The organism is Thermoplasma acidophilum DSM 1728 (assembly GCF_000195915.1).
GTDB classification, from domain to species: domain Archaea; phylum Thermoplasmatota; class Thermoplasmata; order Thermoplasmatales; family Thermoplasmataceae; genus Thermoplasma; species Thermoplasma acidophilum.
Genome location: NC_002578.1, coordinates 1,520,183 through 1,545,291, shown reverse-complemented (window position 1 = coordinate 1,545,291; position 25,109 = coordinate 1,520,183). Strand labels below are relative to the sequence as shown.

Genomic DNA, 25,109 nt, shown 5'->3' with positions numbered 1-25,109 from the left:
CCTACTCAACGACCTTCCAGTAGTCATCAGGGATCTCGTCGTATATCTTGTATTCATCATTTGTTATCTTCTTTTTATAATCAACCTGCATATTTGCAAGTTCCATTATCTTGTTTATGTTGAGTATCCAGTAATGTATCCGCCACTCCCTTCCATCGAATAGCGTGGTTTCTTCCCTCTCAGTCTGCAGGATACCTATATCCTCCATGGTGTAGAAAGAATCCCTGTCTTCAGGCTCAAGCATGTTGTCAATAACACGATCATTATAACCAAAAAAGTTTATAATATGTTCAGCAGCCTCCATGGCCTCTTCCTCACTCATCCGCCGGTCCTGGAGGCTGAGGCCGGCGTTGATTGCCCTTGACAGTTCCTCGATGGTAGTGTAATATCTAATACCGGACTTACCGTCATCACCCTTATTGACCATAGTAACCTCTTCTGAAGCTTCCATAGGAAATTAATGATTGCAAATATATAGTTAAGCTTATCGAGTTATGCATATAAATTAACCAAATATCGTATATAAGGATATCTCTAAAAAGTTTTAATCCTATTTTATATATCAGATGCTGTTATAATATATTTTTAAGAGGGTCTCTGAGGCAACTCCTCGTTCCAGTTTCTGAGTTCCTCGATCAAAGCGTCAATGGCGTAATCAATTTGAGGATCTTTCCCGCTAAGATAGTCATGTGGCGCGTACTCTATCTCAACATCCGGGTCAACGCCATAGTTCTCCACTCCGAATCCAGCATCGCGGAACCAGAACGCAAACTCGGGCTGGGTGAGCACGGTGCCGTCTATGAGCCTGCGCTTCGGGGTTATGCCAACCACCCCTCCCCATGTCCTGGTGCCAATGAGCTTGCCTAGCCCCAGCTTTTTGAACGAAAAACTGAAGATATCACCGTCAGATCCGGCATACTCGTTTGTTATAGCTATTATCTTACCCCTCACAGAGTTTGTCGGATATGGGCTCAGCGTACCCCTCCTTGGATTATCGTATCCGATCCTTTTGTTCATCAGTTTTTCAATTATCAGCTGGGATACGAAGCCTCCACCGTTGAATCTGACATCCACTATCAGGCCCTGGTACGATGATTCATTTATGAAGAGCCTGTAAAATTCGTTCAATCCCATCATTCCCATGTCCGGTATGTGAATGTAGCCGATGGTGCCTTTGCTCCTCTCATGGACGTATCTCCTGTTCGCCTCAACCCATGATCTGTATCTTATGAATCGATCATCATCCAAGATATCGATCATCAGATCCCTTTTATCTCCGCCTTTCCCGGATAGCCTTATCCTTGCCGATGTGCCGGCTTTTTCTGAGAGGACGCGGTATATGTTGCTGCCTGCACCAACGGTTTCGCCGTCGATATCTTCGATGAGGTACCCAGTCGGATCTATGCCGTACTCGAATATTGGCGATTTCTCGCCCTCGTTGGAATAATCGCCGGCGTAGGCTTTTGCGACCACATAGTGATCGCCGTCTAGCTTGAAATCGCAGGCTATCCTGCCGCTTCTGAATGGGTCCTTATCCGTGAACGTGCCGCCCATTTCATAGGAATGCGATGTGCGGTATTCTCCCTGCATCTCAACTATCACATTGCTCAGATCGTACCGGGTTTTGCATAGGGGTACCAAATTCCTGTACTTTTCGTATATCCGTTCGGAGATCTCCTTTGCCACAGCCTCGTTCCAGTAGTTATCCCTGGCAAGCTTCCACGCTTCGTCATACATCTGAAGGAACTCCTCATGAATGCTGGAGACCAGCGGCCTCTTGTCGGTTTCCACAGTTCTTTCGTCCTCCGGCTTTTCTAAGGGGAATGTATAGATCTTTCCATCGTCCTTTCTAACCATAACAGTCTTCCTGTCTGCGGACAGCCTCAGATCGGTCAGGTTATTCTTGACCTCGGTTACCTTTCTGGTTTTCACGTCGTATTTCAGAAGGACACCCTTTTCTGGTGCTCCCTGGTAGTACGCAGCGAATTCTCCGTGTACTGGAACGCTGTAGATAAGAATTGACGATTCCAGTGGAATGATCATTCTGTAATCTCCGGGATCCACGTTTATTGGGCTAGATCTCTTATACATGTCATTTAGATCGTATTCCCCGGCTTCCGAGGTCATTGATCGCGGAACAAGCTTTGTTGGATTTGGCGATCCCGGGATAAGCGGTATAACGAAAGGCTTGGAAACAACCTCGAAGCTGAAATTCAGAACCACCCTGTCCGGGCTGGGATCCAGGCTCCTGTAGGAGAGGTAGTAAAGGTTCTTGGAATCTGCGTCAAAGGCCGGTGCGTAATCGTGGGAATTTTCCGTGGTTGCAGCAAAAATTTTGCGACCTTCCATGTCGTACACATGTATCGCCTGCATGACGTAGCCGTCAGTCTCTCCATGCTTCAGTGGAAATCCGTAAGCTATGAACCTTGAATTATCGGATATGGTGAAATCAGTTATCATGGCTTCCCTGCTGCGTTCAATCACTGTCGGCTTTCCGGTTTCGAGGTCAACAGTCATGATCTCGAACCTATCGTTGGCAACAACTGCGAATTTGCCATTGCGGTCTACACCCATTGCAAATACGTTCCCAAGGTTCTCTTCAAATTTCTCCGCCTTTCCAGTCCTGTAGTCATAGATCCCTAGGAAATCGCCTTCCCGTGTCCCGTGAATGAAAGCCACCTTTGTATCGCCTCCCCTCCTCACGTATCTTATCCTGAGCGGTTCCGGTACCTTCAGCACGTATGTGCCGGATACATCCTGAATGAACGCCTGGCCTCTGCTGACGAAGGCGATTAGATCGCCGTCAAGTGGTGAAAAATCCTCTGCAAATTTTGAAGGTATGCTGATTATCCTGTCCTCGGGCGATTCAAGGTCGCCTATTTCAATTTTCTCTATCTTTTCCGTATCTGGATTGAAAATGTATATCGATCCACCCTTCGAAAAAAGGATTCTGCGACCATCGGTGTTCAGATGCCGCGGATAATAATCTGTGAAGGAGGTGTGCTTTCGTAAGTCTTTACCATCCAGGTCTGTAGAGTATATCTGGCCGAAGCCATCGATGTCGGTAATGAAGTATATGCGGTGCCCAACTATAACGGGGCTGGACACGTGTGTGCTCATATCCACTATCTTCTTGAATGCGCCACTGTTCACTTCGATCCAGATCTTACCACGCGTGCCACCACGATAGCCCTTCCAGTGGGGGAGCTCAAACGTGTTTCTGCCAATAACTCTTCTTCCATCAGCGAAGAGTATATGTGTCGCCGGCCCCAGATTCAATGGTACGAAATTTATACCGTCATTTTCTACCCTGTAGAGGCAAGTCATGGATGAAAAAGGCTGCATGGCGTCAGTTGAGATTATGAGGTTTCCGTCCGGGTCAAAACCTGCAACATCGGTGAACATCCTTCTCCCGGTGCTCTTTCCGGAGAAGTACGTGATCCGTTTTATCTCTCCGTTCTCTCCGTTATAAAAATACAGATCTGCAGTGTTGAGGGATGATCCCCTCATGACACGTATCGCTATTTTCCTGCCATCCGGGAAAAATCTGGCATTGTTTATCACACCGAGATTTGATACGATCTTCCTTGTCGATCCGCTCTTCAGATCGTGTTCCCATAGATCGTCGCAGCAAACGAATATGATCCTATCGCCGTGTATATCCGGGTTCAGTAAAAGATTGGGCATGCAGAGACCATGCATTTCGTGCAACTTAAAGGTTTTGAAGTTCCGGTATAGCGATCGGGAAAATCTGCCTTGATCGATCCACTGGCAGGACCCAAAGGACATAAGGGATGGCATTCATAATGAATGAAAAGACACCGCAAAGAGATATAAAGAGGTTGAAAATTAGGGAAGAAAGTAGAACAGATGCCAACGATCGAAGAACGGATTAAGGAAATTGAGGACGAGATCAAGCGTACACAGTACAACAAGGCGACAGAGCATCACATCGGTCTGCTGAAGGCCAAGATAGCGAAACTGCAGATGGAGGCCAGCGCAAGCCATGGCGGTTCACACAGTGGATTTGCAGTTCCGAAATCCGGTGACGCAACGGTTGCGCTCGTTGGTTTTCCAAACGTTGGCAAGAGCAGCCTGCTCAACAGGTTGACTAACTCAGAGAGTGAGATTGGAGATTATGCATTCACCACGCTCCAACCCATACCGGGCATACTCGAGTACAAGGGCGCAGAGATACAGATACTGGATCTTCCAGGCATAATAGAGAACGCTTCGTATGGCTCCGCCCGTGGCAGGGAGATACTGAGTGCGGTGAGGGCAGCCGATCTCATCGTGATAGTCACGGATGTACAGGCTGGAGGCATAGACAAGATACTGACAGAGCTTTACAATGCCGGGATCGTCGTGAACAGAAAGCGCAGGAATGTGGAGATAAGGAAGACAACATCAGGCGGCATAAGGCTGCACAGGCCAAAGAACGTGGACATTGATGAAGATTATATAAAGGAGATAATGAAGGAGTTCAAGCTGGTCAACGCAGACGTCTACATCCGCGAGAATGTTTCCGTGGAAGATATAATAGAGACCTTACAGGGACGATACGTTTACATACCGTCTATAGTGGCCGTCAACAAGATAGACATGAATCCTTCATTCGATACATCACAGGTTTCACAGTACGGCGAGGTATTCAGGGTATCCGCGAAGACCGGATATGGTATAGAGGAACTGAAGGAAGGGATATTCAGATCCCTTAACCTCATACGCATATATCTAAGGAACAAAGCTGGAGTGGTGGATTTCCAGAAACCGCTCATCGTGAGGGAGGGTACGACCGTCAGGGAGGTCTGCAGGAAGATCAACAGGAGCATGATTGATTCATTCAGGTACGCTATCGTGTCGGGAAAGAACAGGCCGATCGGTGAACAGCGGGTTGGAATAGATTACCCGCTTATGGACGAGGATATCGTTACGATAATAAGCAGGTACTGATCTGTTAGATCACGAAATGGAATGATTGCGAAATCTATATATGCCCCACATTAATAAAGGATAGAATTCTGCAATGAAGTGTTACTATGACGGATCTTCTCCAGGAGTTTGAGGAAAAGAGAGACATTCTGAGAAAAGCAATAGAAGAGCACATAAAGAAAAGGGATGAAGCTGCACAGCAGAGCCGTAATTATGCTGAACAGAGGGACCAGCTCAACGCCAAGGCCCACGAGATGAGGGACCAAGTCAAACAGAAGATATCACAGAAGAACGCCCTCATCGAGGAAGTTCAGAAGATAAGGACGGAAAAGGAAGAGCATTTCCAAAAGCTCTCAGAGCTCAGGAAGGAATACAAGAAGATAACTGAAGAAGCCAACTACGCCAGCGTCAATCAGAGGGACATCAAGGCAAAGGAGAGAGAACTGCAGAAGCTCATAAAGAAACAGGAGACAATGCAGCTACCCAAGGCAGAGGAGGACAAGGTAGTTCAGGAGATAAAGCGCCTCAGCAATGAGATCAAGAAGATGAAGGAGGACAGGGAGAAGCAGCTGAGCGAGAACGAGAAGGTAAAGGCGCTCCTGGCCGAGATCGACAAGGAGAAGACGCTTGCAAGGGATCTCAAGAAGAGAGCAGAAGAGATATCCAATCAGATCTCTGAGATAAGCAATGACATAAATAAGTCCCTGCAGGAGCTTGATGAGGTCAGGAAGAAGGCCGATGAAATGCATGAGATGGCGATCAAATACGGCAAGGAATCTGAGCAGGAGCACGAAGCATTCATACAGGCGAAGAACGACCTTAAGGATCTGGAAAAGGTCATAGCTGGACTCAGGACAAAGAAGAGAGCCACAAAGAAGAAGGAGAAGGATGACGAGCTTCAGCAGAAGGCAGAGGTACTCTTCGAGAAATTCAAGAACGGCGAAGAGCTGACAACCGATGATCTGCTGATACTTCAGAAGGCTGGCTTCCTGTGATATGAATCTATTCCGTGTCGGCTCCCTGCTTGTGCTTGCGGGTATCCTGATCCTGATTGCAATGGCTGCAATCGGGATTGCTCATTTTGCTCTTTTTGTGATTTTTCCCGTAATTTACGGCTCAGGTCTCTCTATAATACCGTTTCTTCTGATATTCCTTGGAATAGTCGTTATGTTCTTTGCGCCTTTTCGTTACTCCGGCAATTCCGAGAGAGTGTTCATTCCACCAGAATACGAATGGATGAATGAGGAGGAAGCGGTTAAGGAAAAAAGATCCGAAAAGCATTATGGCGGCCTGATAATGATCGGGCCAATACCCATCATATTCGGAAACGACAGAAACCTTATCTACATCTCGATCGCCGTGGCCATCCTCATAATACTAGTTTTCATCCTGTACTATCTCAGATGACAGGGCAACCTGGAATACCTTCGATCCGTTCTGTAGGTTTAATTTCTGCGACAGTACGCTGTCATGTATCTCGCAGTCTTCGCCTATAGTTGTGTTCTGCATTATCACTGAGTTCACAACCTTCGTTCCCCGCATTATCTTTGACGATGCCATTATGACAGAATTCTCGATCTGAACGTCATCGCCTATCGAAACGCCATCGTAAACGGCCGATCCTGATATGGTGCTGTTGTTTCCTACGTGCACACCCTCGCCTATGTATATGGGCGGCTTTATGGAGCAGCCCTGCGGCACCTTTGATTTTATTATTGCCTTGCCGGTACCATTGAAGCTTTCGCCATATTTCTCAACCATTATCTGGTTTGCCTTTATGACGTCCTTCGGCCTTCCGGCATCCAGCCACACGCCATCTATGAGGTATGTTCCTATCTTTATGCCCTGCGAGAGCAGCTTTGGAAACAGATCCTTTGCAAAATCGAACTGCCCCGTGGATGGTATGTACCGGAGAAGCGATCGATCCATGATGTAAACGCCTGCATTTATGGTGTCCGAGAAGGTCTCGTTCTTTCCTGGCTTTTCCAGGAATCGCTTGATGTAACCTTCCTCATCTATCTCCGCTATTCCGAACTGGGATGGGTCGTCCACCTTTGTCACTGCGATCGTTATCTTGTTCTTCCTGCGCTGGTGCTCCTTTATCATGTCTCCTATGTCGAAATCTATGAGTATATCCCCACTCCCCACCACGAAGGTATCGTCAAGAAAGTTTTCCGCAATCTTTACCCCTCCGGCTGTTCCAGCGGCCTCCTTTTCCACAGAAAAAAGTATATTCTGTTGGCTGTTCTTATTTTCCAGAACACCCTTTATGAGGGATTCGAACTTATAACCGGTTGTTATTATTATATCGCTTATTCCCGATCTGTAAAACGCATCCAGTATGTACGATATCACGGGCTTTCCAGCCACTGGAACGAGCGGTTTCGGGATCGAATATGTTATTGGCCTCAGCCTCGTTCCCTTGCCTCCGGCCATCACAACTCCTTTCAGGGACATGTATCATCGTAACGAATGGTAAAATATATTTTTATAGGGGCATGTTAAACTAGATGAATTTTCTGGGCTGGATGATCAAACGATCTATCGACAGTGTACGAAGTTATCAGATGGGCTTTTCCATATCAAACGCGGCCTGCCAGAACATCTGTTCAAATTTAAGGCTGATCAGGAAATAGTCCTTTATCTCGGTTATGTCGCCATTGAACCTGTCCATGGCTTCGAGTATGACCGATACCCTGTCGGCGTATTCCTTTGAGGCATAGAACTCTGCCCATGTTCTGTAGTACCTGTTTGGAGAATTTAAAACAGTCTTTCCGATCTCGGAGTATCCCCACATGCATGGTATCCATGCCGCAAGGAACTGCGGCCATCCAATAGTTGAAGAATACCTGAGATGCCTTGTATACGAATAAGTTGTCATAGTCATCCGACTGCTTTTCTCCACACCAAGCTCCTTCTCAAGAAATGCGTGGGTCTCCATTCCCTTGTCCCTGCCCAGCACCACGGATGAAAGTATGCGTATTGCCATATCATTTGGCATTAACTCTGTGGATCTCATAACAGCCCTGAGCATCTCTTCAACGTAGAGGGAATCCTGAACAAGATAAAACTTGAAATTCTCCAGCGGAAGATCACCATGCTCCATCCTCCTTACGAATTCATGGCCAACATATCTGTTCCATTCGTCCAGATAAAGTGATTTCAGATTTTCGGCAAGCATGGTGAAATAAAATGAAACATCGTATTTCTTATTTTTGAAATTTCCGCGCCGGTATTTTAGAAAAATGGGTCTGCAATTATTTATGGCGATGTCATAACCTAACATTTAAGGTTATATATCTAGAGCATATGCCCTGTTATGTAGCATGATTTAATTACGAAAAATTATTATATGATAAAATAAGATTTAAATATGAAACAGTTATTAATTGGAATATGGCGTTCATAACGACTTTTGACAGGCTACTCTTCGCCTACTCGATCGGTGTCCATATAATACTGGTCACCATGAGTATATCAACAATAGTTGTACTAAGCGTGGCCGAATACCTGGGCATAAGGTACAAGGACAAGTACTATGATCTTCTTGCCAAACGCCTTGCGAAGGTCTTCACCATATTCTTCGCGATAGGTACGGCAAGCGGCATAGTGATGGCAGCCGAACTTGTAATACTGTTCCCGAAGTTCTTCACGGTGGTTGCAGCTGTTGCCATGGTGCCGTTCTATCTCGAGATATTCGCCTTCTTCACCGAGACCATATTCCTGATAATATACATCTACTACTGGGACGCATTCAAGAACAGGATGACGCACTGGGCCCTCACATTCTTTATTGGTGCGGGAACACTCGGTTCTGCGATGTTCATAGTGATGGTAAACGCATGGATGAACACACCAAATGGTTTCAACATCTCAGTATTCGAGAGCACTGGTCAGATAACCGATGTCAACCCTTGGGCTGCGGTCAATTCGCCGTCCTTCCTTTCGGAAATAGCACACGTTGTTCCTGTTACGTTGCTTGCGGGAACGATGCTGATGGGAGGATACTTCGCATACAGATACCTGATCTCCAAGAATCAGGATGATCGCATCTTCTACATGAAGGGGAGCAAGATCACAGCGGCGCTGTCGATGGCCTATGTCATACTCGCAGGAATATCTGGATCGCTTGCAGCCAGTTCGCTCATTGTCAACCAGCCACTTAAGTATTCCGCACTTGAACTGAACCTCCTTGGAGGTCGTCGATTCGAGCCGGAGAAGCTCTTCGGCACGATAGTTAACGGAAAGATCGTCGGTGCCATAACCATACCTGGCCTGCAGAGCCTGCTGGCCGGAACTGGAAACGCATCATTCGTTGTTCCAAAAGGCCTCATGTACTATCCCATGAACCTCTGGCCACCTCTGATAGTGCACACGATGTTCGACCTCATGGTGCTGTTTGGCATACTCATAGGCCTATACCTTCTCGCATACCTAGTCATGTGGGCTGTCAGGAAGCAGCCATACAGCAATAAATGGATGGCCATACTTTTCCCAATATTCGGTATCATAGCAATGTACACCATGGAGGATGGCTGGGTTGTCGATGAAGTGGGGAGGCAGCCATGGATCATTTACAATGTGATGTATGTGTACCAGGCAGCGAACACATCGACTTCGATGATAGGGCCGGGTATAGCTATGATGGTATTTTACACGATTCTGATTCCAGTGTCATTCTACTTCTCGGCCAGGGTATTCAACAGGGAAGAGGTAAGCAAGGAGGTAAACGAATCGCCTTCTGCGACGGGCGTGAATTTCTGAGGTGTGAAACATGAACGCAGTGTTTGGTCTGAATTTCCTCATAATGTCTATAATGCTAGCACTGTTCATATCGGAATCAATGGGCGCAATGCTCTTCCTCTTCCATTACCATGGATCGAAGAGCCGTGTGAGCCCCTATGTGATTCCAATATGGGAGCTGACAGGAACGTTCATAGCCTTCTGGGTGGTCACATCCGACTTTGCCTATCCGTCAATCCTCATTCCGGCTGCTTACATATATGCAGTGCCGCTCCTCATATTGCTCATAGCATTCATAGGCAGAAACGCCTTCATAATATTCGGTGAATTCATAAAAAAGGGCAGATTTTCAGACAGATCGATGTATTCTATATTTTCAGTCTTCGAATGCCTCTTCTGCCTGGTCTTTGTGATCTTCGCATCGTCAGTCGTTACGGGCGGAGGTGTCGTCCTGGCAAAACTTGCCTTCAATGCCGGCAAATGGGCATCCGCTCCTGGAGACGTACTCTTCGTGATAGGTGCCATTGTGCTCATGTACGGTTTTTCCTTCATATTCTACGGTCTTGAGAACTACATGAGGATATCGATGGTTGCCTCATATCTCGGCATAGTTCTGGAGCTTGCTGCCCTTGTATGGATACACACTTCGATCAGCGCAGTGCCAATCTCGCCTGTTCTTGCTGTCACAATAATAATCGGTGTTATAGCTCCGATACTGTTCTACTACAGGCCCACAAGAAAGATCATCGAAAACAAGGTTGTGTTCCTTACTCTGCTCACGATATCGATATACCCGTTCTATTCGCTCGTGTATCCAAAATTCTTCGGCGGAACCCTACCGGTTTCTGATTTCCTTACAAATAAGGCGATGTCCGTTGCTTACTTCTACATAACGCTAGGGGGAGGCATACTGCTGATACTTATGCTCATCTACATGGTCTACGTGGCGAACAATTTCGCCAAGATGCAGATGGGTTCGGCAGCGAAGGCAAAGGAGTAAAACGGCATTAAAATTTTATTCAATATTTTTAATAAATAATAACATTAAACAATTTTGTTTTTAATGTTAACGATTCTGCTTGCATGAATTTTAAGTGCCGTGCATATCGCTTAGACCGGCATGTGAAAGCTTCGATACCATGAGGATATGCCATTAAGATACACAGGAACGGAATTGGGGCATAATATAGACTCAGCAATTTTAAGCGCATATAATTTCGTATTAACGCAGAAATCTGAATATTTCTGAAACCGCCGACGGAAATTAACTATGAATCTATAAGGCATAAAGTCCAACAGCCAGGATAGATATCAGGATGGAAAAAATATAAAGCATTGAATAGGTGATCGGATATCTGCCGCGTAATCTGATCAATAACTCAGCTTGCTGATACATTTACTGTGAGGTCGCCTGCATAATCATAATTTGGTGTGACGAAGAACAGCTTAAGGATCAGTGTACTGCCAGGGCCAATGCTAGCCGGAATTGATGTAACGGATCCAACGGCGAACCCGGTGGTACCGGATGATACAGCGTTAACGGTCAGGCCGTCCGTTCCGCCTTTCAGGTCCACGGAAAAATAAACCTTTTCGCCAGAACCCAGCGTCTCATGATTAAACTGCACAGGTATGATGGTGGATGCTCCATTGACTGTGACAACAACGTTGATGTACATTACATTCACGGTGACTGTGCTGTTCATTGAAAGGCCGTAGAGTAAGCCAAAGGACATGGCTATAATTATCACAGCCACTATGGACGCTATCTTTCTCGCGCGCTTTACAGGAGGCTGTGTCGGTACTTCAACAGGATCTGGCATCCTTTCACCACTGTATAGCCCTGGGCAGATTCGAACTGCCGTCTTTGGATCCAAAGTCCAAAATGCTTGTCCACTACACCACAGGGCTCTGCACGATCATGCAAAATGCACTTATTTAACTTTCTAAGGGGAGCACGTTTAACTACCATTGCAAAGCATATTTAAAGATCAGGATTAAGCCGGATGTCGATGGAAGCCATTATCGTATATCCTATGCGATACCGTTGAAAATTGTTGATGGGTTTAAATTCTATATAACGGTATAGAATGATCATGTATGGAAAATGGTGAAGTCCTGATCTCCGGATACAGGATTCCCTATAGTTACGCTGCCATGCCAGGCGTAAAGAAGAACCTCGTCATAATAGATATCAAGGGAGATGAGATCTGGCAGAAACTCAGAGCTGCTGACAGAATCAATGAGTGGAAGATCAATGTTTACATTCCGCACTTTATAGCTGGGAGCAAGGAAGTTGTGGATTCCGAACCCTCAAGTAACTTGGATTCTGCAGGTGAATTCTACTACAATTTTGTTCAGGCCATGCGCCTGAAGAATGTTATGCTCATGGGTGAAGGCATAAACGCAGATGTTGCGCTGAAATGTTCTATGATCCATCCGGAAAGATTCAGCAACGTAATCGCGATAGATGGTACTGGTTATGACGGATATGCTGAGGAGCTATACAGGGTGCAGAAACCAGTCCTCCTGGTGTGGGGCGGTGCCCGTGGCTACAGGGAGACCATGATAGGCCAGTCTTACCATGACCTCATTGCAGGATCGGTTTTCAAAGTTTTCGACAACAGCAAAAGACCGCTGGAGGACAGCACTGACAGGTTCTTCTCCATGCTGAAGAATTACATCGCAGTTGACTAGGTGTTATGATGTACGTGGATATAATCGAATCCGAGATACCGGTAATGGATCTAATCGATCGGATTAGAAATCCAAAAGCAGGCGCCATTGTTACGTTTGAAGGTACTGTTCGTGAGGATTCCGATGGTGTTAAGGTGGATGCACTATTCTATGAGAGCTACCGTGAGATGGCCATAAGGGAGATACGCGATATGATAGAGTACTGCATAAGGCAATTCGGAATAACAGACGCGGCGGTTGTTCATCGCATAGGTAGAGTAAATCTCACAGAGGACTCCGTTGTTATAGCGGTATCTGCGCCTCATAGAGGACAGGCGTTTGACGCATGCAGATACATAATCGACCAGATAAAGGAGAGAGCGCCCATATGGAAACGTGACATCGTGCAGGGATCTCCTGCGAGCTGGCACTGAACCCATTTTTTACGGTATCAGCAAGAAAAAGTTAATTAAAATATATTTCAAATTCTGAAAAGTGAGTATTATAAAATTATTGGATAATTGGGCTTCCGGATCAAAATGCTTATATCCCTCTTAATGATATAGTCCATACACGCTTACAATGCACCTTTTAATGCATCACATTAAAAGGGAAGATGTCGAATTTTGATGAGACTAGATGAGAGATGGCACAATGGATTGTGCTCTGCTAATCTGCCTAGAGGATGGCTTGGTTCGGGCGCCGAAGAAGGACGTGCCAAGCTGCGATAAGCCTTGGGGAGGCGCATGGAGCCTTAGATCCAAGGATCTCCGAATGGGACTTCCTGCCGTAAGGCACTCCGAAAGGAGAGGGAACCCGGGGAATTGAAACATCTTAGTACCCGGAGGAAAAGAAATCAATTGAGATACCGTTAGTAAAGGCGATCGAAAGCGGTAGAAGGCAAACCGAATAGCCCTTCGAAAGAAGGGAAAGATGTGGAGTTTGGTCTTCCTCTAATGCCTCCTGAAGCGAGATGAATCTTCTGGAAAGAAGAGCCTTAGAAGGTGATAGCCCTGTAATCGAAGCTTCAGAAGCTACAAGGGGAAGTAACCAGAGTACCATGCGTCGTTTTTCGCGTGGGAATTTGGGTGGCACTAACATCCAACCTTAAATACGTCCCGAGTCCGATAGCGAACAAAGTACCGTGAGGGAAAGCTGAAAAGAAACCCGGAAGGGTGGTGAAAAGAGCCTGAAACTAGGCAGAGATAAACTTATAGGGCAGTTAAGAGGTGAAGTCGTTAACTACGATGGATCGCTGTCCTATTGTCCGTGTTGAAGAACGGGCCAGGGAGTTCTGACGAGTGGCAAGGTTAATCCTGAAAGGAGTAGCCGTAGCGAAAGCAACTACCCGCACAGCAATGGGGGGGTGGCGTGGTAAACGCGTTTAGTCACTCGTGAGAGACCCGAAGCCGGTCGATCTACACCTGAGTAGGTTGAAGCTCAGTGAAAGCTGGGTGGAGGACCGAACCTATTCTGATGTGCAAATCGTTTGGATGACTTGGGTGTAGGGGTTAAAGGCCAATCTAGGCCGGCAATAGCGGGTTCCCCCCGATACTACCCGCAGGTAGACCTCGATGGAGATTCTCGGCGAGGTAGAGCGACCGATTGGTTGGTAAGCAGTCGAAAGGCTGCGCCGACTTGTCAAACTCCGAACTTGTCGAGATCGTAGAAGTCGGGTGCTAGGGGGCAGGGATAAGCTTTGCTTCCGTGATGGGAACAACCAAGACGAGGGTTAAGGTCCCTAAGTTCTAGTTAAGTGCACTAAATAGGTTTGTGGCCAAAGACAGTGGGGAGGTAGGCTCAGAAGCAGCCATCCTTCAAAGAGTGCGTAACAGCTCACTCACCGAGGTCACATGCCTAGAAGATGGAAGGGGCTAAAACTAGACACCGAGACCTTCGAGCACCGAAAGGTGATCTGGTAGGGGGGCGTGCCATGTGGATAGAAGTCTCCCCGAGAGGAGGGATGGACCGCATGGTATCGCGGATCCTGGTGAAAGTAGCAGAGAAGAACCGTGAGAATCGGTTCCGCCGAAAGGGCTAGGGTTCCTTGGCAATGTTCGTCAGCCGAGGGTTAGTCGATCCTAAGGCCATACCTAACAGGATATGGTCGAAGGGGAAGCCGGTTAATATTCCGGCACACTGAACGTTTTGCCCTGTATGAGAAGGTTCAGGGTAGGGGCGGTACGGGTGCCAACGTATTTATGCTCATAAGCGGATGGAGAGTCGTAATGACGAGAAGTTCGCGAAAGAGCGTATGTTCCCGTTTGGGAATCGCCTCGATCCCCGGATCCCATGAAAATCATGCAGGGGTCAGGTTCAGTATCGTACCAAGAACCGACACTGGTGCCCCTAGGTGAGAAGCCTAAGGCGTTTTGGGATAATGGACGCGAGGGAAATCGGCAAAATAGCTCCGTATCTTCGGTATAAGGAGTGCCTATTCCGTGAGGGAATAGGTCGCAGTGACGAAGGGACTCCGACTGTTTACCACAAACACAGATCGCTGCTAGTCCGTAAGGATGTGTATAGCGGTTGAAACCTGCCCAGTGCTGGTACCTGAAAGCCCCGTACAAGGGGAAGAAGGGCCAGTAAACGGCGGGGGTAACTATGACCCTCTTAAGGTAGCGTAATACCTAGCCGCTTAATTGGCGGCTTGCATGAAGGTTCAACGTGGGTCCCACTGTCCCCGCGTTCAGCCCAGTGAAATTGATGTACTGGTGCACAATCCAGTCTCTCCCACGTGAAAGCGAAGTCCCCGTGGAGCTTTACTGCAGCCTGTAGCTGTGGTGCGATCCTGACTGCGTAGTGTAGGAAGGAGCCGTCGAAGCTCTGGTTTCGGCCGGAGTGGAGGCGCCAATGAAACACTTCCCTCTCGGGATTGCGTCACTAACCTCTTCGGAGGGACAACTATTGGTGGGCAGTTTGGGTGGGGCGCCACGCCCCTAACAACGTAACAGGGGCCCCCAAAGGTCAGCTCAGGAGGGTCAGAAATCCTCCGTAGAGTGTAAAAGCAAAAGCTGGCTTGACTGTGTTGCAGACAACTAGCAACGCAGATGCGAAAGCAGGGTTTAGCGAACCACCCAGTTCCTCCTTAGTGGGGGCGGGTGATAAGAGAGAAGTTACCCCAGGGATAACTGAGTCGTCCTCGGCAAGAGTACACATCGACCCGAGGGTTTGCTACTTCGATGTCGTCTGTTCCTATCCTGGTGCTGCATAAGGTGCCAAGGGTGGGGCTGTTCGCCCATTAAAAGGGATCCTGAGATGGGTTCACTACGTCGCGAGACAGTAGGGTTGCTTCTCCGTGGGAGTGCTCGATGTCTGAGGGGAAGGGGCCTTTAGTACGAGAGGAACAAGGGCTCGTGACCTCTAGTTTACCGGTTGTCTGGCAAGGCATCGCCGGGTAGCCACGTCATACGCGGATAAGAGCTGAAAGCATCTAAGCTCGAAGCCGCCCCCGAAAATAGACATCGTCATCAGATCGCCTCTAGAAGAGAGGTTTGATAGAGCCGGGATGTAAGGATCGAGCTTCGGCGAGATTTTAAGTCCACGGCTACTAAAGATCGAAGGCACAATCCATGCTAAATTCTCGTCTAGTTGAAGTCATAAGCGTGTTTGATTTTTGTTTTTTATTGTTTTTGCCGTTGTAGTGTGAACTATGATGAAAAATTATATTGATATAAAAGAGAAATAGAAAAAATGATCACTGCTTTATATTTTCTATCTGAGCCTCTTTCAGTATCTGATCGGTTATGCTGTCGAAAATCTCACGTATCTTATCATTTATAACGACGGCAGGTATTCCGTTGTCACCGTTTTCTGCTATTTCTGGTATTAGAGGTATTTTTCCCAGGAACGGGAGGTTGTATTCCTTTGCGGATTTCTCCCCGCCGCCGTTCTTGAATATGTATGTGACGTTACCGCAGTGCGGGCACACAAAACCGCTCATGTTCTCTATTATGCCAAGGACAGGGAGCTTCAGCTGTTTTGCAAAGTTTATTGCCTTCTTTGCATCGAGAAGGGCGACATCCTGCGGCGTTACGACTATGACAACGCCATTTGATTCTGGTATCAGCTGGGCCACGCTCAGTGCAACGTCTCCGGTGCCAGGCGGCATGTCAAGCACAACAACATCCGTATCCTTCCAGTTTACGTCTTCCAGAAACTGCTGTATTGCCTTGTGCATCAGCGAACCACGCCATATTATCGGCGTATCCTCTGTCGGTATGAGGAAACCCATGGACACCACGCGAACACCGTATCTTGTCTCTGCCGGTATTATTCCCTCCTCGTCAGCGTAAAGCTTCAGGTCGGATACCCCCAGAAGCTTTGGGTCATCTGGCCCATTTATATCAGCATCTATGAGGCCAACCTTCAGCCCCTTTCTCGCAAGTGAAACGGCCAGGTTGACCGCAACTGTAGATTTCCCAACTCCACCCTTGCCGCTCATCACGGTTATGGTGTATTTCACCTTGTACTTTGTTGATTTTCCAGGTGGTGCTACAACCGGAGCTGGCGGTGGTGTATTGGTCTTAATTGTTCCCTTTGCCATAATTCACAATTCTTACTCGATATAAATACCTCTTCCACACGGTTTGCCTAAAAAGGCGAATGGCATGAAGGCACATCACGAACATAGCATACTGTGCAAGAGTATCGATGCAAAACTTTATGATTCGTGCTTCAAATGGAAGATTCTTGTTTCAGCACATTTCTGGGAAAATATCTCGACTATCCGCCGTGCGTCTGCATCAGGTTATACCAAAAATTGATGGTTGATAAAAAATAATATATTTCAGAACAGGCCTGTGATCTCTCCGGAATCGGTAAGATCGATGTTCTCCGCGGCCGGGTGCTTTGGAAGGCCAGGCATCGTCATTATCTCGCCGAGTATTGGCACAACGAAGCCCGCACCGGAGGATATGTTGATGCTCTGAACCTTTATCGTGAAGCCATGCGGATCGTTGAGAAGGGAGGCATCATCGCTGAACGAGTACTGCGTCTTGGCCATGCACACGTACGGATTCTCCATGATCTCCTCAGCCTTCTTCATATCTGACAGGGCCTTCTTTTCGAATATGACTCCATCAGCGCCGTACACGTTCCTTGCTATCTTCTCGATCTTGGTCCTTATGTCGTCCTTCAGGTCGTATGTCCTCTTTATTTCGTGGCTGCCCAGGGAAGCAAGAACCTTGTTTGCCAGGTCAATGCCGCCCTCTCCTCCCTTTGCGAACACCTCTGAAAGTGCCCATTTGATGCCGTTGGAATCGAGGATCTCTCCCAGCGCCCTTATCTCTCCATCCGTGTCCGTCGGGAAGCGGTTGACTGCGACCACTGGATCTATTCCGAAGTTTCTGATGTTCTGGACATGCCTTATGAGGTTTTTAGATCCGGTCTTTACGGCGTCTATGTCCTCGCCTTCCTTCTTGCTGCCCCCGTGGTGCTTTATGGCCCTTATTGTTGCCACAAGTACCACCGCGTTTATGGGGAGATCGCCAATTCTGGAGGCCAGGTTAAAGAACTTCTCTGCGCCAAGATCGGACCCGAAGCCCGCCTCCGTGATCACGTAATCGAAGAGGTTCAGCGCTATCTTGTCCGCTACGAGGCTTGAGGTTCCATGGGCGATGTTGCCGAATGGGCCAGTGTGAACGAAAGCAGGGACACCCTCTGTTGTCTGGACGAGATTGGGCTTTAGGGCATCCCTTAGAAGCGCGGCCATCGATCCCTCGGCTTTGAGATCTCCGGCAAATACAGGCTTATTCTTGGTTGTGAAGCCGGCAAGTATCCTTGAAAGCCTTGCCTTGAGATCCTGGTAATTGAGTGAGAGGCCGGTTATCGCCATGACCTCGCTCGCAGGCGTTATGACGAAGCTGTCGCCTGCAAGGACGCCCATGTCCCTGGGACCCACACCGACCAGTATGCTGCGCAGGGATCTGTCGTTCATGTCTATCGTTCTGGGGAAAGTTATCCTCTTGGGATCCAGGTTGAGTTCGTTTCCATGGTACATGTGGTTGTTTATCATTGCTGACAGCAGGTTGTGTGCTGCGGTTATCGTCGGGAAGTCTCCCGTGAAGAACAGGTTTATTCTGTCGCTAGGTTCGACCTTTGATTTTCCGCCTCCGGTTGCACCTCCCTTTATGCCAAAGCATGGGCCAAGTGATGGTTCCCTGATCGCTATGGCCACATTCTTGCCAAGCTTCTTCATTGCCTGACCGAGACCTATGGTTGTCGTGGTCTTGCCTTCTCCAGCTGGTGTCGGGGTCATGGCCGTGACCAGTATCAGCTTCGCCCTGGGCCTTCCTCTGTTCTGCAGGCCAAGATCCAGCTTGGCCATGTATCTGCCGTACAGTTCATAATCATCTCTTCCAAGGCCAATTTCCTTTATAATTTCCTCTATATCCCTCATAGTTTCTCCTCCACCTTCTTCCTTATCCTCTCAAAAAGATCATCCGTGTTCTCGAGGAACACGTTGATCTTCATGCGCTGATCGGCGACGTAATCCTCGTCCTTGACCATCTTCAGGTTTATCTTCACGTTGTAGAGTGCTGCCTTTATGGCGGCCTGGAGAAAAAGTGCCGCAGATCCAGCATCAGTCACAGCGTTCTTGTTTCCGTGATCGGCGAGCGGTTCCACGAGCGCAAGCAGATCGTACGCCTTCCTTGCTATCTTCCAAGGGACGTCTATTCCTGTTCTGAGGGCACTCTGAAGCTTTTCCTCCCTCACCTTCTTCTGAGATTCTGTGTCCTTTGGCATCTTCAGCGCTTCCATGATGGCATTGAATGCCCTTTCGTCCTCGTCTATGAGGCTTCGCAGATCCTTTTCAATCTGCCTCTCCCTTTCAAGTATTCCCTTCATCTCCGCATCGTACTGTGCGTAGTTCTTCTTTCCGATGGTCAGCTGTGACACCATCGATATGAGCGATCCGCCGACAATGGAAACAAAGGCACTTGCTGCACCACCGCCGGGTGCAGGTGAGGGGCTGGCGAGTTTTTCAAGAAAATCTTCTATGCCCTCCATATGTACGTTAAACGGTACAAAATTCTTAAATTTATGCATTCATAAATATAAAGATATGATTGAACATGTCAAATATATGCCCCGCCCTGATGAAGCAATTTGACATGCCAGATTATTGCGAAAATGTTCGGTTTTATTCCATATTTGCTGCCTTCTCCATCTTGCGTTCCAGTATGTTGCCCTCATCGAATCCATTGAGCTGAAGATAGTACTTTGCAACATCTATGAGTGCCTGTTCTGGAACAAGGCCAACTATCTCGCTCTCAACCGGTAAAACGCCATACCTTGCAGCTTCCAGCCTGACGAGTTCATAGGCCCTGTATATCGGTGTCTTCCTGTAGTTTGTCAGGTTCATGGATATCTGCACCATGTTCTTGTCCTTTAGGAAGAAAGCGAGGGATTTGACAAATGTCAGGCCTCCGTCCTTTGCGCGGATAGCGCTTGCGATCTTCTTCCCTATCTCCATGTTCGATGTGTTAAGATTCACGTTGTACGCTATGAGGAAATCCCTGGCCCCTATTATGGAAGCTCCGGCCTTGCCAACCACTGAAGGCCCGAAATCCGGCTTCCATTTTTCCTCTTTTATGGCCTCCTTGAGCTGCTCATACTGGAAGTTCTTGTTCCTTATGGCGGCAAGATCGGACCTGTCAGGCCTCTGTGCGGCCTCAGCGTACAGATACACCGGTATGCCCAGTTCCTCTCCAACTCTCTTTCCAAGATCCCTGGCTAGCCTGACGCATGTTTCCATCTTTGTGTCCTGCAGCGGCACGAAGGGTATGACGTCTGCAGCACCAAACCTTGGATGCTCTCCGCGGTGTGCATCCATGTCTATGATCTCGGCCGCAGCCTTTATGCCGGCAAATGCAGCATCTACGGCCTTTGAGCTGTCGCACACGAACGTTATGACGGATCTGTTGTGGTTCGGATCCATCTCCACGTCCAGGATCTTCACGGTGTCAACCGAGGCTATCGCATCCCTTATCCTGTTCACCCTGTCGCGGTCCCTACCCTCGCTGAAGTTGGGTACGCATTCAACAAGAGACATGCCAGGATCATGGCATTGTTATGAATAAACAATGCTATGCGCTATACTGTACATGTGATCATAAATGTGATCAAACCTGTTACAAAAGATTAAACTACATCCTATCACATCATATTAACTGATAAAATAACGTAAACGTAACATAAAAAGTATTCAACACACAAAGGATAAAACAAAACCCACGGTGTGAAGATGATCAAGGAAGTAGTTAAAAGGGATGGAACGGTAGTACCGTTTGAAAAGAACAAGATCACGATGGCGATCTACAAGGCCATGCTCTCTGTCAAGAACGGAACCATGAAGGATGCCGAGCAGCTTGCTGACAAGGTTGTGGCAAGGCTGAAGGACAAGGAGAGGCCTTCCGTTGAGGAGATACAGGATGTGGTTGAAGACGTGCTGATGACCTCGAAGATAGACGGAAAGACATTCACAGACGTGGCCAAGTCATACATACTGTACAGGGAAAAGAGGCGCGCCATAAGGGAAGAGAAGGAACTCATGGGCGTCAAGGATGATCTTAAGCTCACACTTAACGCGGTCAAGGTTCTCGAGGCCAGATACCTGCTCAAGGATGAGGATGGAAAGATAATTGAAACACCAAGGCAGATGTTCAGGCGCGTTGCGTCGCACATAGGCATAGTGGAGGCCCTGTACGATTACATCAAGTACAAGAAGACGGGCAAAGTGCCTGAAAATGCGGAGATCATAGGAAAGGTATCACCGACGCAGGAGGAGGTCCTCAGGAGGGCCTTCGGCTACATGAAGGAGGACGGCATAATCGAGGGAACCTTCGAGGAATTCATGGACTTCATACAGACCAAGGGAACCTCGGCCGGCCATTACATAAACAGGTTCGAGGAGGTCATGTCATCGCTGGACTTTGTTCCGAATTCACCCACGCTGATGAATGCCGGAACAAAGCTGGGGCAGCTCTCTGCCTGTTTTGTGCTGCCGGTTGGAGACAGCATAGAGGATATATTCGAGACCCTGAAGAACACCGCACTTATACACAAGTCCGGCGGTGGGACCGGTTTCTCATTCTCGAGGCTCAGGCCAAAGGACGACATCGTGGGATCGACGAAGGGGGTGGCATCAGGGCCGGTATCGTTCATGAAGATATTCGATGTTACCACAGACGTGATAAAGCAGGGTGGCAAGAGGCGCGGAGCCAACATGGGTATACTCAACTACAACCATCCTGACATAATGGAGTTCATACTGAGCAAGGACTCTGAAAACAAGGTACTGAGCAATTTCAACATCTCGGTCGGTGTCACGGACGATTTCTTCGACAAGCTTGACAACGACGATTACGTCGATCTCGTGAATCCGAGGACAAAGAAGATAATGAAGAGGATAAAGGCAAGAGAGATATGGGACGCCATAATAGACCAGGCTTGGAAGACCGCTGATCCAGGCCTGATATTCCTGGACGAAATAAACAGGAAGAACCCTGTGAAGAACGTCGGGGACATAGAATCCACGAACCCGTGCGGGGAACAGCCTCTTCTTCCGTATGAATCCTGCAACCTTGGATCCATAAACCTGTCTAAGTACGTGGTGGACGGAAAGAAGATCGATTTTGACAGGCTCAGGGAGACTGTGTGGACTGCTACACGCTTCCTTGACGATGTCATAGATGCAAACAAGTTCCCGGTAGAACAGATAAAGAAGGTCACGAGGATGACCAGGAAGATAGGACTCGGTGTTATGGGCTTCGCTGACATGCTCATAAAGCTCGAGATACCGTACAACAGCTGGGAGGCCCTGGAGATTGGGGAGAAGGTTATGAGCTTCATCAACGATGAGAGCCACAAGGCATCGCAGGCTCTGGCCGAGGAACGCGGCGTATTCCCGGCATGGTACGGATCGGAATGGGAGAAGGAGGGCATAAAGATGAGGAACTCCACGACCACCACCATAGCACCCACGGGAACCATATCGATAATAGCTGGCTGCTCATCGTCCATAGAGCCCATATTTGCACTGGCATTTGTCAGGCACGTTCTGAACGGCCAGGAGCTTCTTGAGGTCAACCCGCTGTTTGAGGAAAAGACGCGCGAGCTTGGAATATACTCCGAGGAGCTCATGAGGCAGGTTGCGGAGACAGGAAACCTGGAGAACGTGAAGATAAACGAGGAGGTCAAGAAGATATTCGTCACGGCCCATGAGATAGATCCGCAGTGGCATGTGCTGATGCAGGCGACGTTCCAGAGGTACTGCGATTCGGGTGTATCGAAGACCATCAACATGAGGAGCGACGCAACCCGCGAGGATATTGCCAGGGCTTACAGGATGGCCAAGGATCTGCACTGCAAGGGCATAACAGTCTACAGGGACAAGAGCAAGACCGTCCAGGTGTTGACGGCAGGGACGGCCGAGACAAAGAAGCCGGAAGAGAAGGAGGTAATCGAGCTGGTCACGAAGATGCCAGACAAGTACCTGAAGATCGATTCAACATTCGATCCCGCCTGCCCGACGGGAAAGTGCGATAAATGAAAAAATCCTGATCATTTATATCTGTATTTTCATTTTTAAAATAATCTTCGCAGTAGGTTCTTGTTTCCGGAATGCCCCTATGGGAATATCACCTTTCAAGGGTGTACAAACTGCTTCCCGTGTACTGATCTGCCGTCTCTATGCTCCTGTACCGTACGTTTCTGTTCTCAAGGTAACTTTTGACCTCGTTGAGCGCTATCTCTGGCCTGTTGTTCTCCTGGCTGAGGTGAGTCAGTATTATCCGCATATCATCCGTGGCCACCCTTGATATGGCTTCCGCAGACTGTTCATTGGAAAGATGCCCGTGATCGCTCAGTATTCTCCTCTTCAGTGCTTCAGGGTAGCTTCCGGTCCTGAGCATCTCAACATCATGGTTGGATTCGAATGCGAGAATGTCTGAATTCCTTATGCTCTCTATCACACGGTCGGTGACCTTTCCCAGATCCGATACCACGGATATCTTGCGGTTGTGCCACAGGACGGAAAAACCGACGGGATCGGCTGCATCGTGAGGTATTTCGAAGGCCCTTATCTCGAAGTTGCCAACGACAAGGGACCCATCCATTTCGTACGTCTTTCTCCTGAACGATCCGCTGAGTGCCGGGCGCATGTAAACGTCCATATCCACGTATTTTGATGTTGTAGGCACGCCTCCGATGTGATCCGAATGCTCATGGCTTATGAACAGCGATATGCTTCTCCCGGCAAGATCGAGGCTCTTTATTGAATCCCTGAACTTCTTCATGGTTATGCCCAGGTCTATGACTATAAGATCCGTGCTGTCCCATATCAGTGTGCAGTTTCCCTTGCTTCCGCTGGCAATGTTCTTGAAGAACAGAGTTTCCTTCTCGAAGCCATGCACATCGATCTTTCCGGCGCTCAACAGACCATCTGGAGAAGATAGATCATTTCAGCGTATAAATCTTAGGTAGCTCGCGGCAGAATAGGATCACACATCGTGTGGATCGCTACCTTCTCCTCCGATCGGCATTGCCGTAAACGATCCTGTTCTCCCTCCTGAATTCACTGCGCATGGCGGCATCCCTAAAGATCCTTGAATATAACAGCGAGTATGGAAACGGCCTCTCCAGGAGAAAGCGTACCCTGTCCAGCGGTGATGGCTTCAAATTTACGCGATCCTCTTCGAATACGTATTGCAGTATCTTGTAAAGGGAAAGCATCCTGCCGATCACAGGCTTAGCCGGGCTGCCCTCCACAATCTCCGCTATCCTCTCCAGATCAGGCACATACCTGCGTAGGAACGATCTCTCAAATCTGCTGAACAGGTAGAAATCCCTGAGATCCCTTGAGGTGCTGCTGGGCATTATGCGGTATATGGATTCTATCATGCTGTCACAGAAAAGTGGCATTCTGGATGAAGCCGCGAGGGCGAAATAGAATGTGTCTACGGCAAGGTTGATCTTCCTCAGATCGGATGCATGCGAATCCAGCATGGATCTTGATATGCCCATCGAGCTGCTGTTGAAGTCGCAGGCATGCCTGTGCAGCAGGCGCACATCTGATACTCTCTCAAGTATGAGGTACAGAGGATCGTGCATCTGGGGCTGGTAATGCGTTGCGATCACGCCGTCCACCGTCACCGGAAAAATTGCGTTTCTGTAGAAGGCAACGTTCCGCTTGGATATCACGTCCGATACCCTTGATATCTTGGTCCTTCGGAATATATCATCATCGTCTAGGAACAGGATGAAGTCCCCATGCGACGATCTTAAGGCATCGTATACTCTTTCCCCGGATCTGGACGAATCCGTTGTGACGTTGATGAAACCGTTTTCCGAGCAGAATTTGTCCGTAACTCTGTCCGAAAAGTTCTTGGATACCACTACTTCAAATGAATCTGCCTCCTGATTCTTGAGAGAAAGAAGGGCATATCTTAGATATTCCCTGCGGTTGAATGCGGTGACGATTACGCTTATAGAGAGGTTAGGGGTTTGGGGGGAAGCAGTAAAACCCCGAACCTTCAGGGATGAGATACACGGGCTTTCCCCCAATGAAATAGAAAGTCTCATAGGTGTATGTATCATATTTATAAGTAATGCTTACGGCTACTAAAGTAAAGCTATACCCAGATAAGAAGCAAGGAGAACTCATCGAAAAACACCTTAGTAGCTGCAGGTTTGTCTACAATCATTTTCTGTCTGAGAGTGATAGGTACTATATAACGCATAATGATGCGAAAAAATAA

The 25,109-nt window shown here is 48.0% G+C and carries 20 protein-coding genes, 1 tRNA gene and 1 rRNA gene; 10 read left to right on the top strand and 12 right to left on the bottom strand.

From position 1 onward, the window contains the following. Position 1 precedes the first annotated feature (1 nt). Together TA_RS07725 and tri are read right to left on the bottom strand one after the other, a co-directional pair. Positions 2-451, bottom strand: coding sequence for a DUF6015 family protein (locus TA_RS07725; protein ID WP_010901891.1), 450 nt, complete (start codon positions 449-451; stop codon positions 2-4). 134 nt (positions 452-585) lie between these two features. Then, positions 586-3,801, bottom strand: a complete 3,216-nt coding sequence (tri, locus tag TA_RS07720) for a tricorn protease (protein ID WP_010901890.1) — start codon at positions 3,799-3,801, stop codon at positions 586-588. Positions 3,802-3,870: 69 nt separating this feature from the next. Here tri and TA_RS07715 point away from each other — a divergent pair, with 69 nt between their 5' ends. The 3 genes from TA_RS07715 to TA_RS07705 all read left to right on the top strand — a co-directional run bounded on the left by TA_RS07715 (position 3,871) and on the right by TA_RS07705 (position 6,339). Further along, positions 3,871-4,953, top strand: a complete 1,083-nt coding sequence (locus TA_RS07715) for an OBG GTPase family GTP-binding protein (RefSeq protein ID WP_010901889.1) — start codon at positions 3,871-3,873, stop codon at positions 4,951-4,953. 86 nt (positions 4,954-5,039) lie between these two features. Then, entirely contained in the window at positions 5,040-5,927 is an 888-nt protein-coding gene (locus tag TA_RS07710; RefSeq protein WP_010901888.1) for a coiled-coil protein, read from the top strand. Between the two features lies 1 nt (position 5,928). Continuing rightward, the gene (locus tag TA_RS07705) at positions 5,929-6,339 is read left to right on the top strand and encodes a TIGR00304 family membrane protein (RefSeq protein WP_048162179.1); all 411 of its coding nucleotides are present in this window, start codon (positions 5,929-5,931) and stop codon (positions 6,337-6,339) included. Here the strand turns inward: TA_RS07705 and TA_RS07700 are convergent. Together TA_RS07700 and TA_RS07695 are read right to left on the bottom strand one after the other, a co-directional pair. Next, on the bottom strand, positions 6,310-7,389 hold the full coding sequence (locus TA_RS07700) for a nucleotidyltransferase family protein (RefSeq protein ID WP_010901886.1): 1,080 nt from the start codon (positions 7,387-7,389) through the stop codon (positions 6,310-6,312). The genes TA_RS07705 and TA_RS07700 overlap by 30 nt on opposite strands. A gap of 106 nt (positions 7,390-7,495) precedes the next feature. Beyond that, positions 7,496-8,113 (bottom strand): TenA family protein, encoded by a 618-nt coding sequence (locus TA_RS07695; protein WP_010901885.1) that lies wholly within the window; start codon positions 8,111-8,113, stop codon positions 7,496-7,498. 215 nt (positions 8,114-8,328) lie between these two features. Here TA_RS07695 and TA_RS07690 point away from each other — a divergent pair, with 215 nt between their 5' ends. Both TA_RS07690 and TA_RS07685 read left to right on the top strand, forming a co-directional pair. Further along, a complete protein-coding gene (locus tag TA_RS07690; RefSeq protein WP_010901884.1) occupies positions 8,329-9,696 on the top strand; it encodes a cytochrome ubiquinol oxidase subunit I in 1,368 nt (455 codons plus the stop codon). Positions 9,697-9,706: 10 nt separating this feature from the next. Continuing rightward, positions 9,707-10,675 (top strand): hypothetical protein, encoded by a 969-nt coding sequence (locus TA_RS07685; RefSeq protein WP_010901883.1) that lies wholly within the window; start codon positions 9,707-9,709, stop codon positions 10,673-10,675. 379 nt (positions 10,676-11,054) lie between these two features. On the opposite strand, the gene TA_RS07680 is transcribed toward TA_RS07685, so the two are convergent. Together TA_RS07680 and TA_RS07675 are read right to left on the bottom strand one after the other, a co-directional pair. Continuing rightward, a complete protein-coding gene (locus TA_RS07680) occupies positions 11,055-11,495 on the bottom strand; it encodes a hypothetical protein (protein ID WP_010901882.1) in 441 nt (146 codons plus the stop codon). 15 nt (positions 11,496-11,510) lie between these two features. Further along, positions 11,511-11,583, bottom strand: a tRNA-Gln gene (locus TA_RS07675). A 189-nt stretch (positions 11,584-11,772) separates the two neighbouring features. On the opposite strand from TA_RS07675, the gene TA_RS07670 reads away from it, so the two are divergent. From TA_RS07670 to TA_RS07660, 3 genes are all read left to right on the top strand, one after another. Next, on the top strand, positions 11,773-12,369 hold the full coding sequence (locus TA_RS07670; protein WP_010901881.1) for an alpha/beta hydrolase family protein: 597 nt from the start codon (positions 11,773-11,775) through the stop codon (positions 12,367-12,369). Between the two features lie 5 nt (positions 12,370-12,374). Further along, positions 12,375-12,782, top strand: coding sequence for a molybdenum cofactor biosynthesis protein MoaE (locus TA_RS07665; protein WP_010901880.1), 408 nt, complete (start codon positions 12,375-12,377; stop codon positions 12,780-12,782). Positions 12,783-13,003: 221 nt separating this feature from the next. Next, a 23S ribosomal RNA gene (locus TA_RS07660) occupies positions 13,004-15,921 on the top strand. A gap of 124 nt (positions 15,922-16,045) precedes the next feature. Here TA_RS07660 and TA_RS07655 read toward each other — a convergent pair. From TA_RS07655 to ftcD, 4 genes are all read right to left on the bottom strand, one after another. Then, positions 16,046-16,894: an Mrp/NBP35 family ATP-binding protein gene (locus tag TA_RS07655; protein ID WP_010901879.1), complete on the bottom strand. Its 849-nt coding sequence runs from the start codon at positions 16,892-16,894 to the stop codon at positions 16,046-16,048. Between the two features lie 243 nt (positions 16,895-17,137). Then, entirely contained in the window at positions 17,138-18,748 is a 1,611-nt protein-coding gene (locus TA_RS07650; protein ID WP_010901878.1) for a formate--tetrahydrofolate ligase, read from the bottom strand. Beyond that, a complete protein-coding gene (locus TA_RS07645; protein ID WP_048162177.1) occupies positions 18,745-19,359 on the bottom strand; it encodes a cyclodeaminase/cyclohydrolase family protein in 615 nt (204 codons plus the stop codon). Before TA_RS07645 ends, TA_RS07650 begins: the two co-directional genes overlap by 4 nt. Positions 19,360-19,492: 133 nt before the next feature. Next, a complete protein-coding gene (gene ftcD, locus TA_RS07640) occupies positions 19,493-20,404 on the bottom strand; it encodes a glutamate formimidoyltransferase (RefSeq protein WP_010901876.1) in 912 nt (303 codons plus the stop codon). 192 nt (positions 20,405-20,596) lie between these two features. On the opposite strand from ftcD, the gene TA_RS07635 reads away from it, so the two are divergent. Then, positions 20,597-22,903, top strand: a complete 2,307-nt coding sequence (locus TA_RS07635) for an adenosylcobalamin-dependent ribonucleoside-diphosphate reductase (RefSeq protein WP_048162175.1) — start codon at positions 20,597-20,599, stop codon at positions 22,901-22,903. A gap of 88 nt (positions 22,904-22,991) precedes the next feature. Here TA_RS07635 and TA_RS07630 read toward each other — a convergent pair whose 3' ends face one another. Then, positions 22,992-23,786: an MBL fold metallo-hydrolase gene (locus tag TA_RS07630; protein ID WP_010901874.1), complete on the bottom strand. Its 795-nt coding sequence runs from the start codon at positions 23,784-23,786 to the stop codon at positions 22,992-22,994. An 85-nt stretch (positions 23,787-23,871) separates the two neighbouring features. After that, positions 23,872-24,933: a glycosyltransferase gene (locus tag TA_RS07625; protein ID WP_010901873.1), complete on the bottom strand. Its 1,062-nt coding sequence runs from the start codon at positions 24,931-24,933 to the stop codon at positions 23,872-23,874. Positions 24,934-24,959: 26 nt separating this feature from the next. On the opposite strand from TA_RS07625, the gene TA_RS08460 reads away from it, so the two are divergent. Beyond that, the gene (locus TA_RS08460; RefSeq protein WP_083808334.1) at positions 24,960-25,109 is read left to right on the top strand and encodes a helix-turn-helix domain-containing protein; all 150 of its coding nucleotides are present in this window, start codon (positions 24,960-24,962) and stop codon (positions 25,107-25,109) included.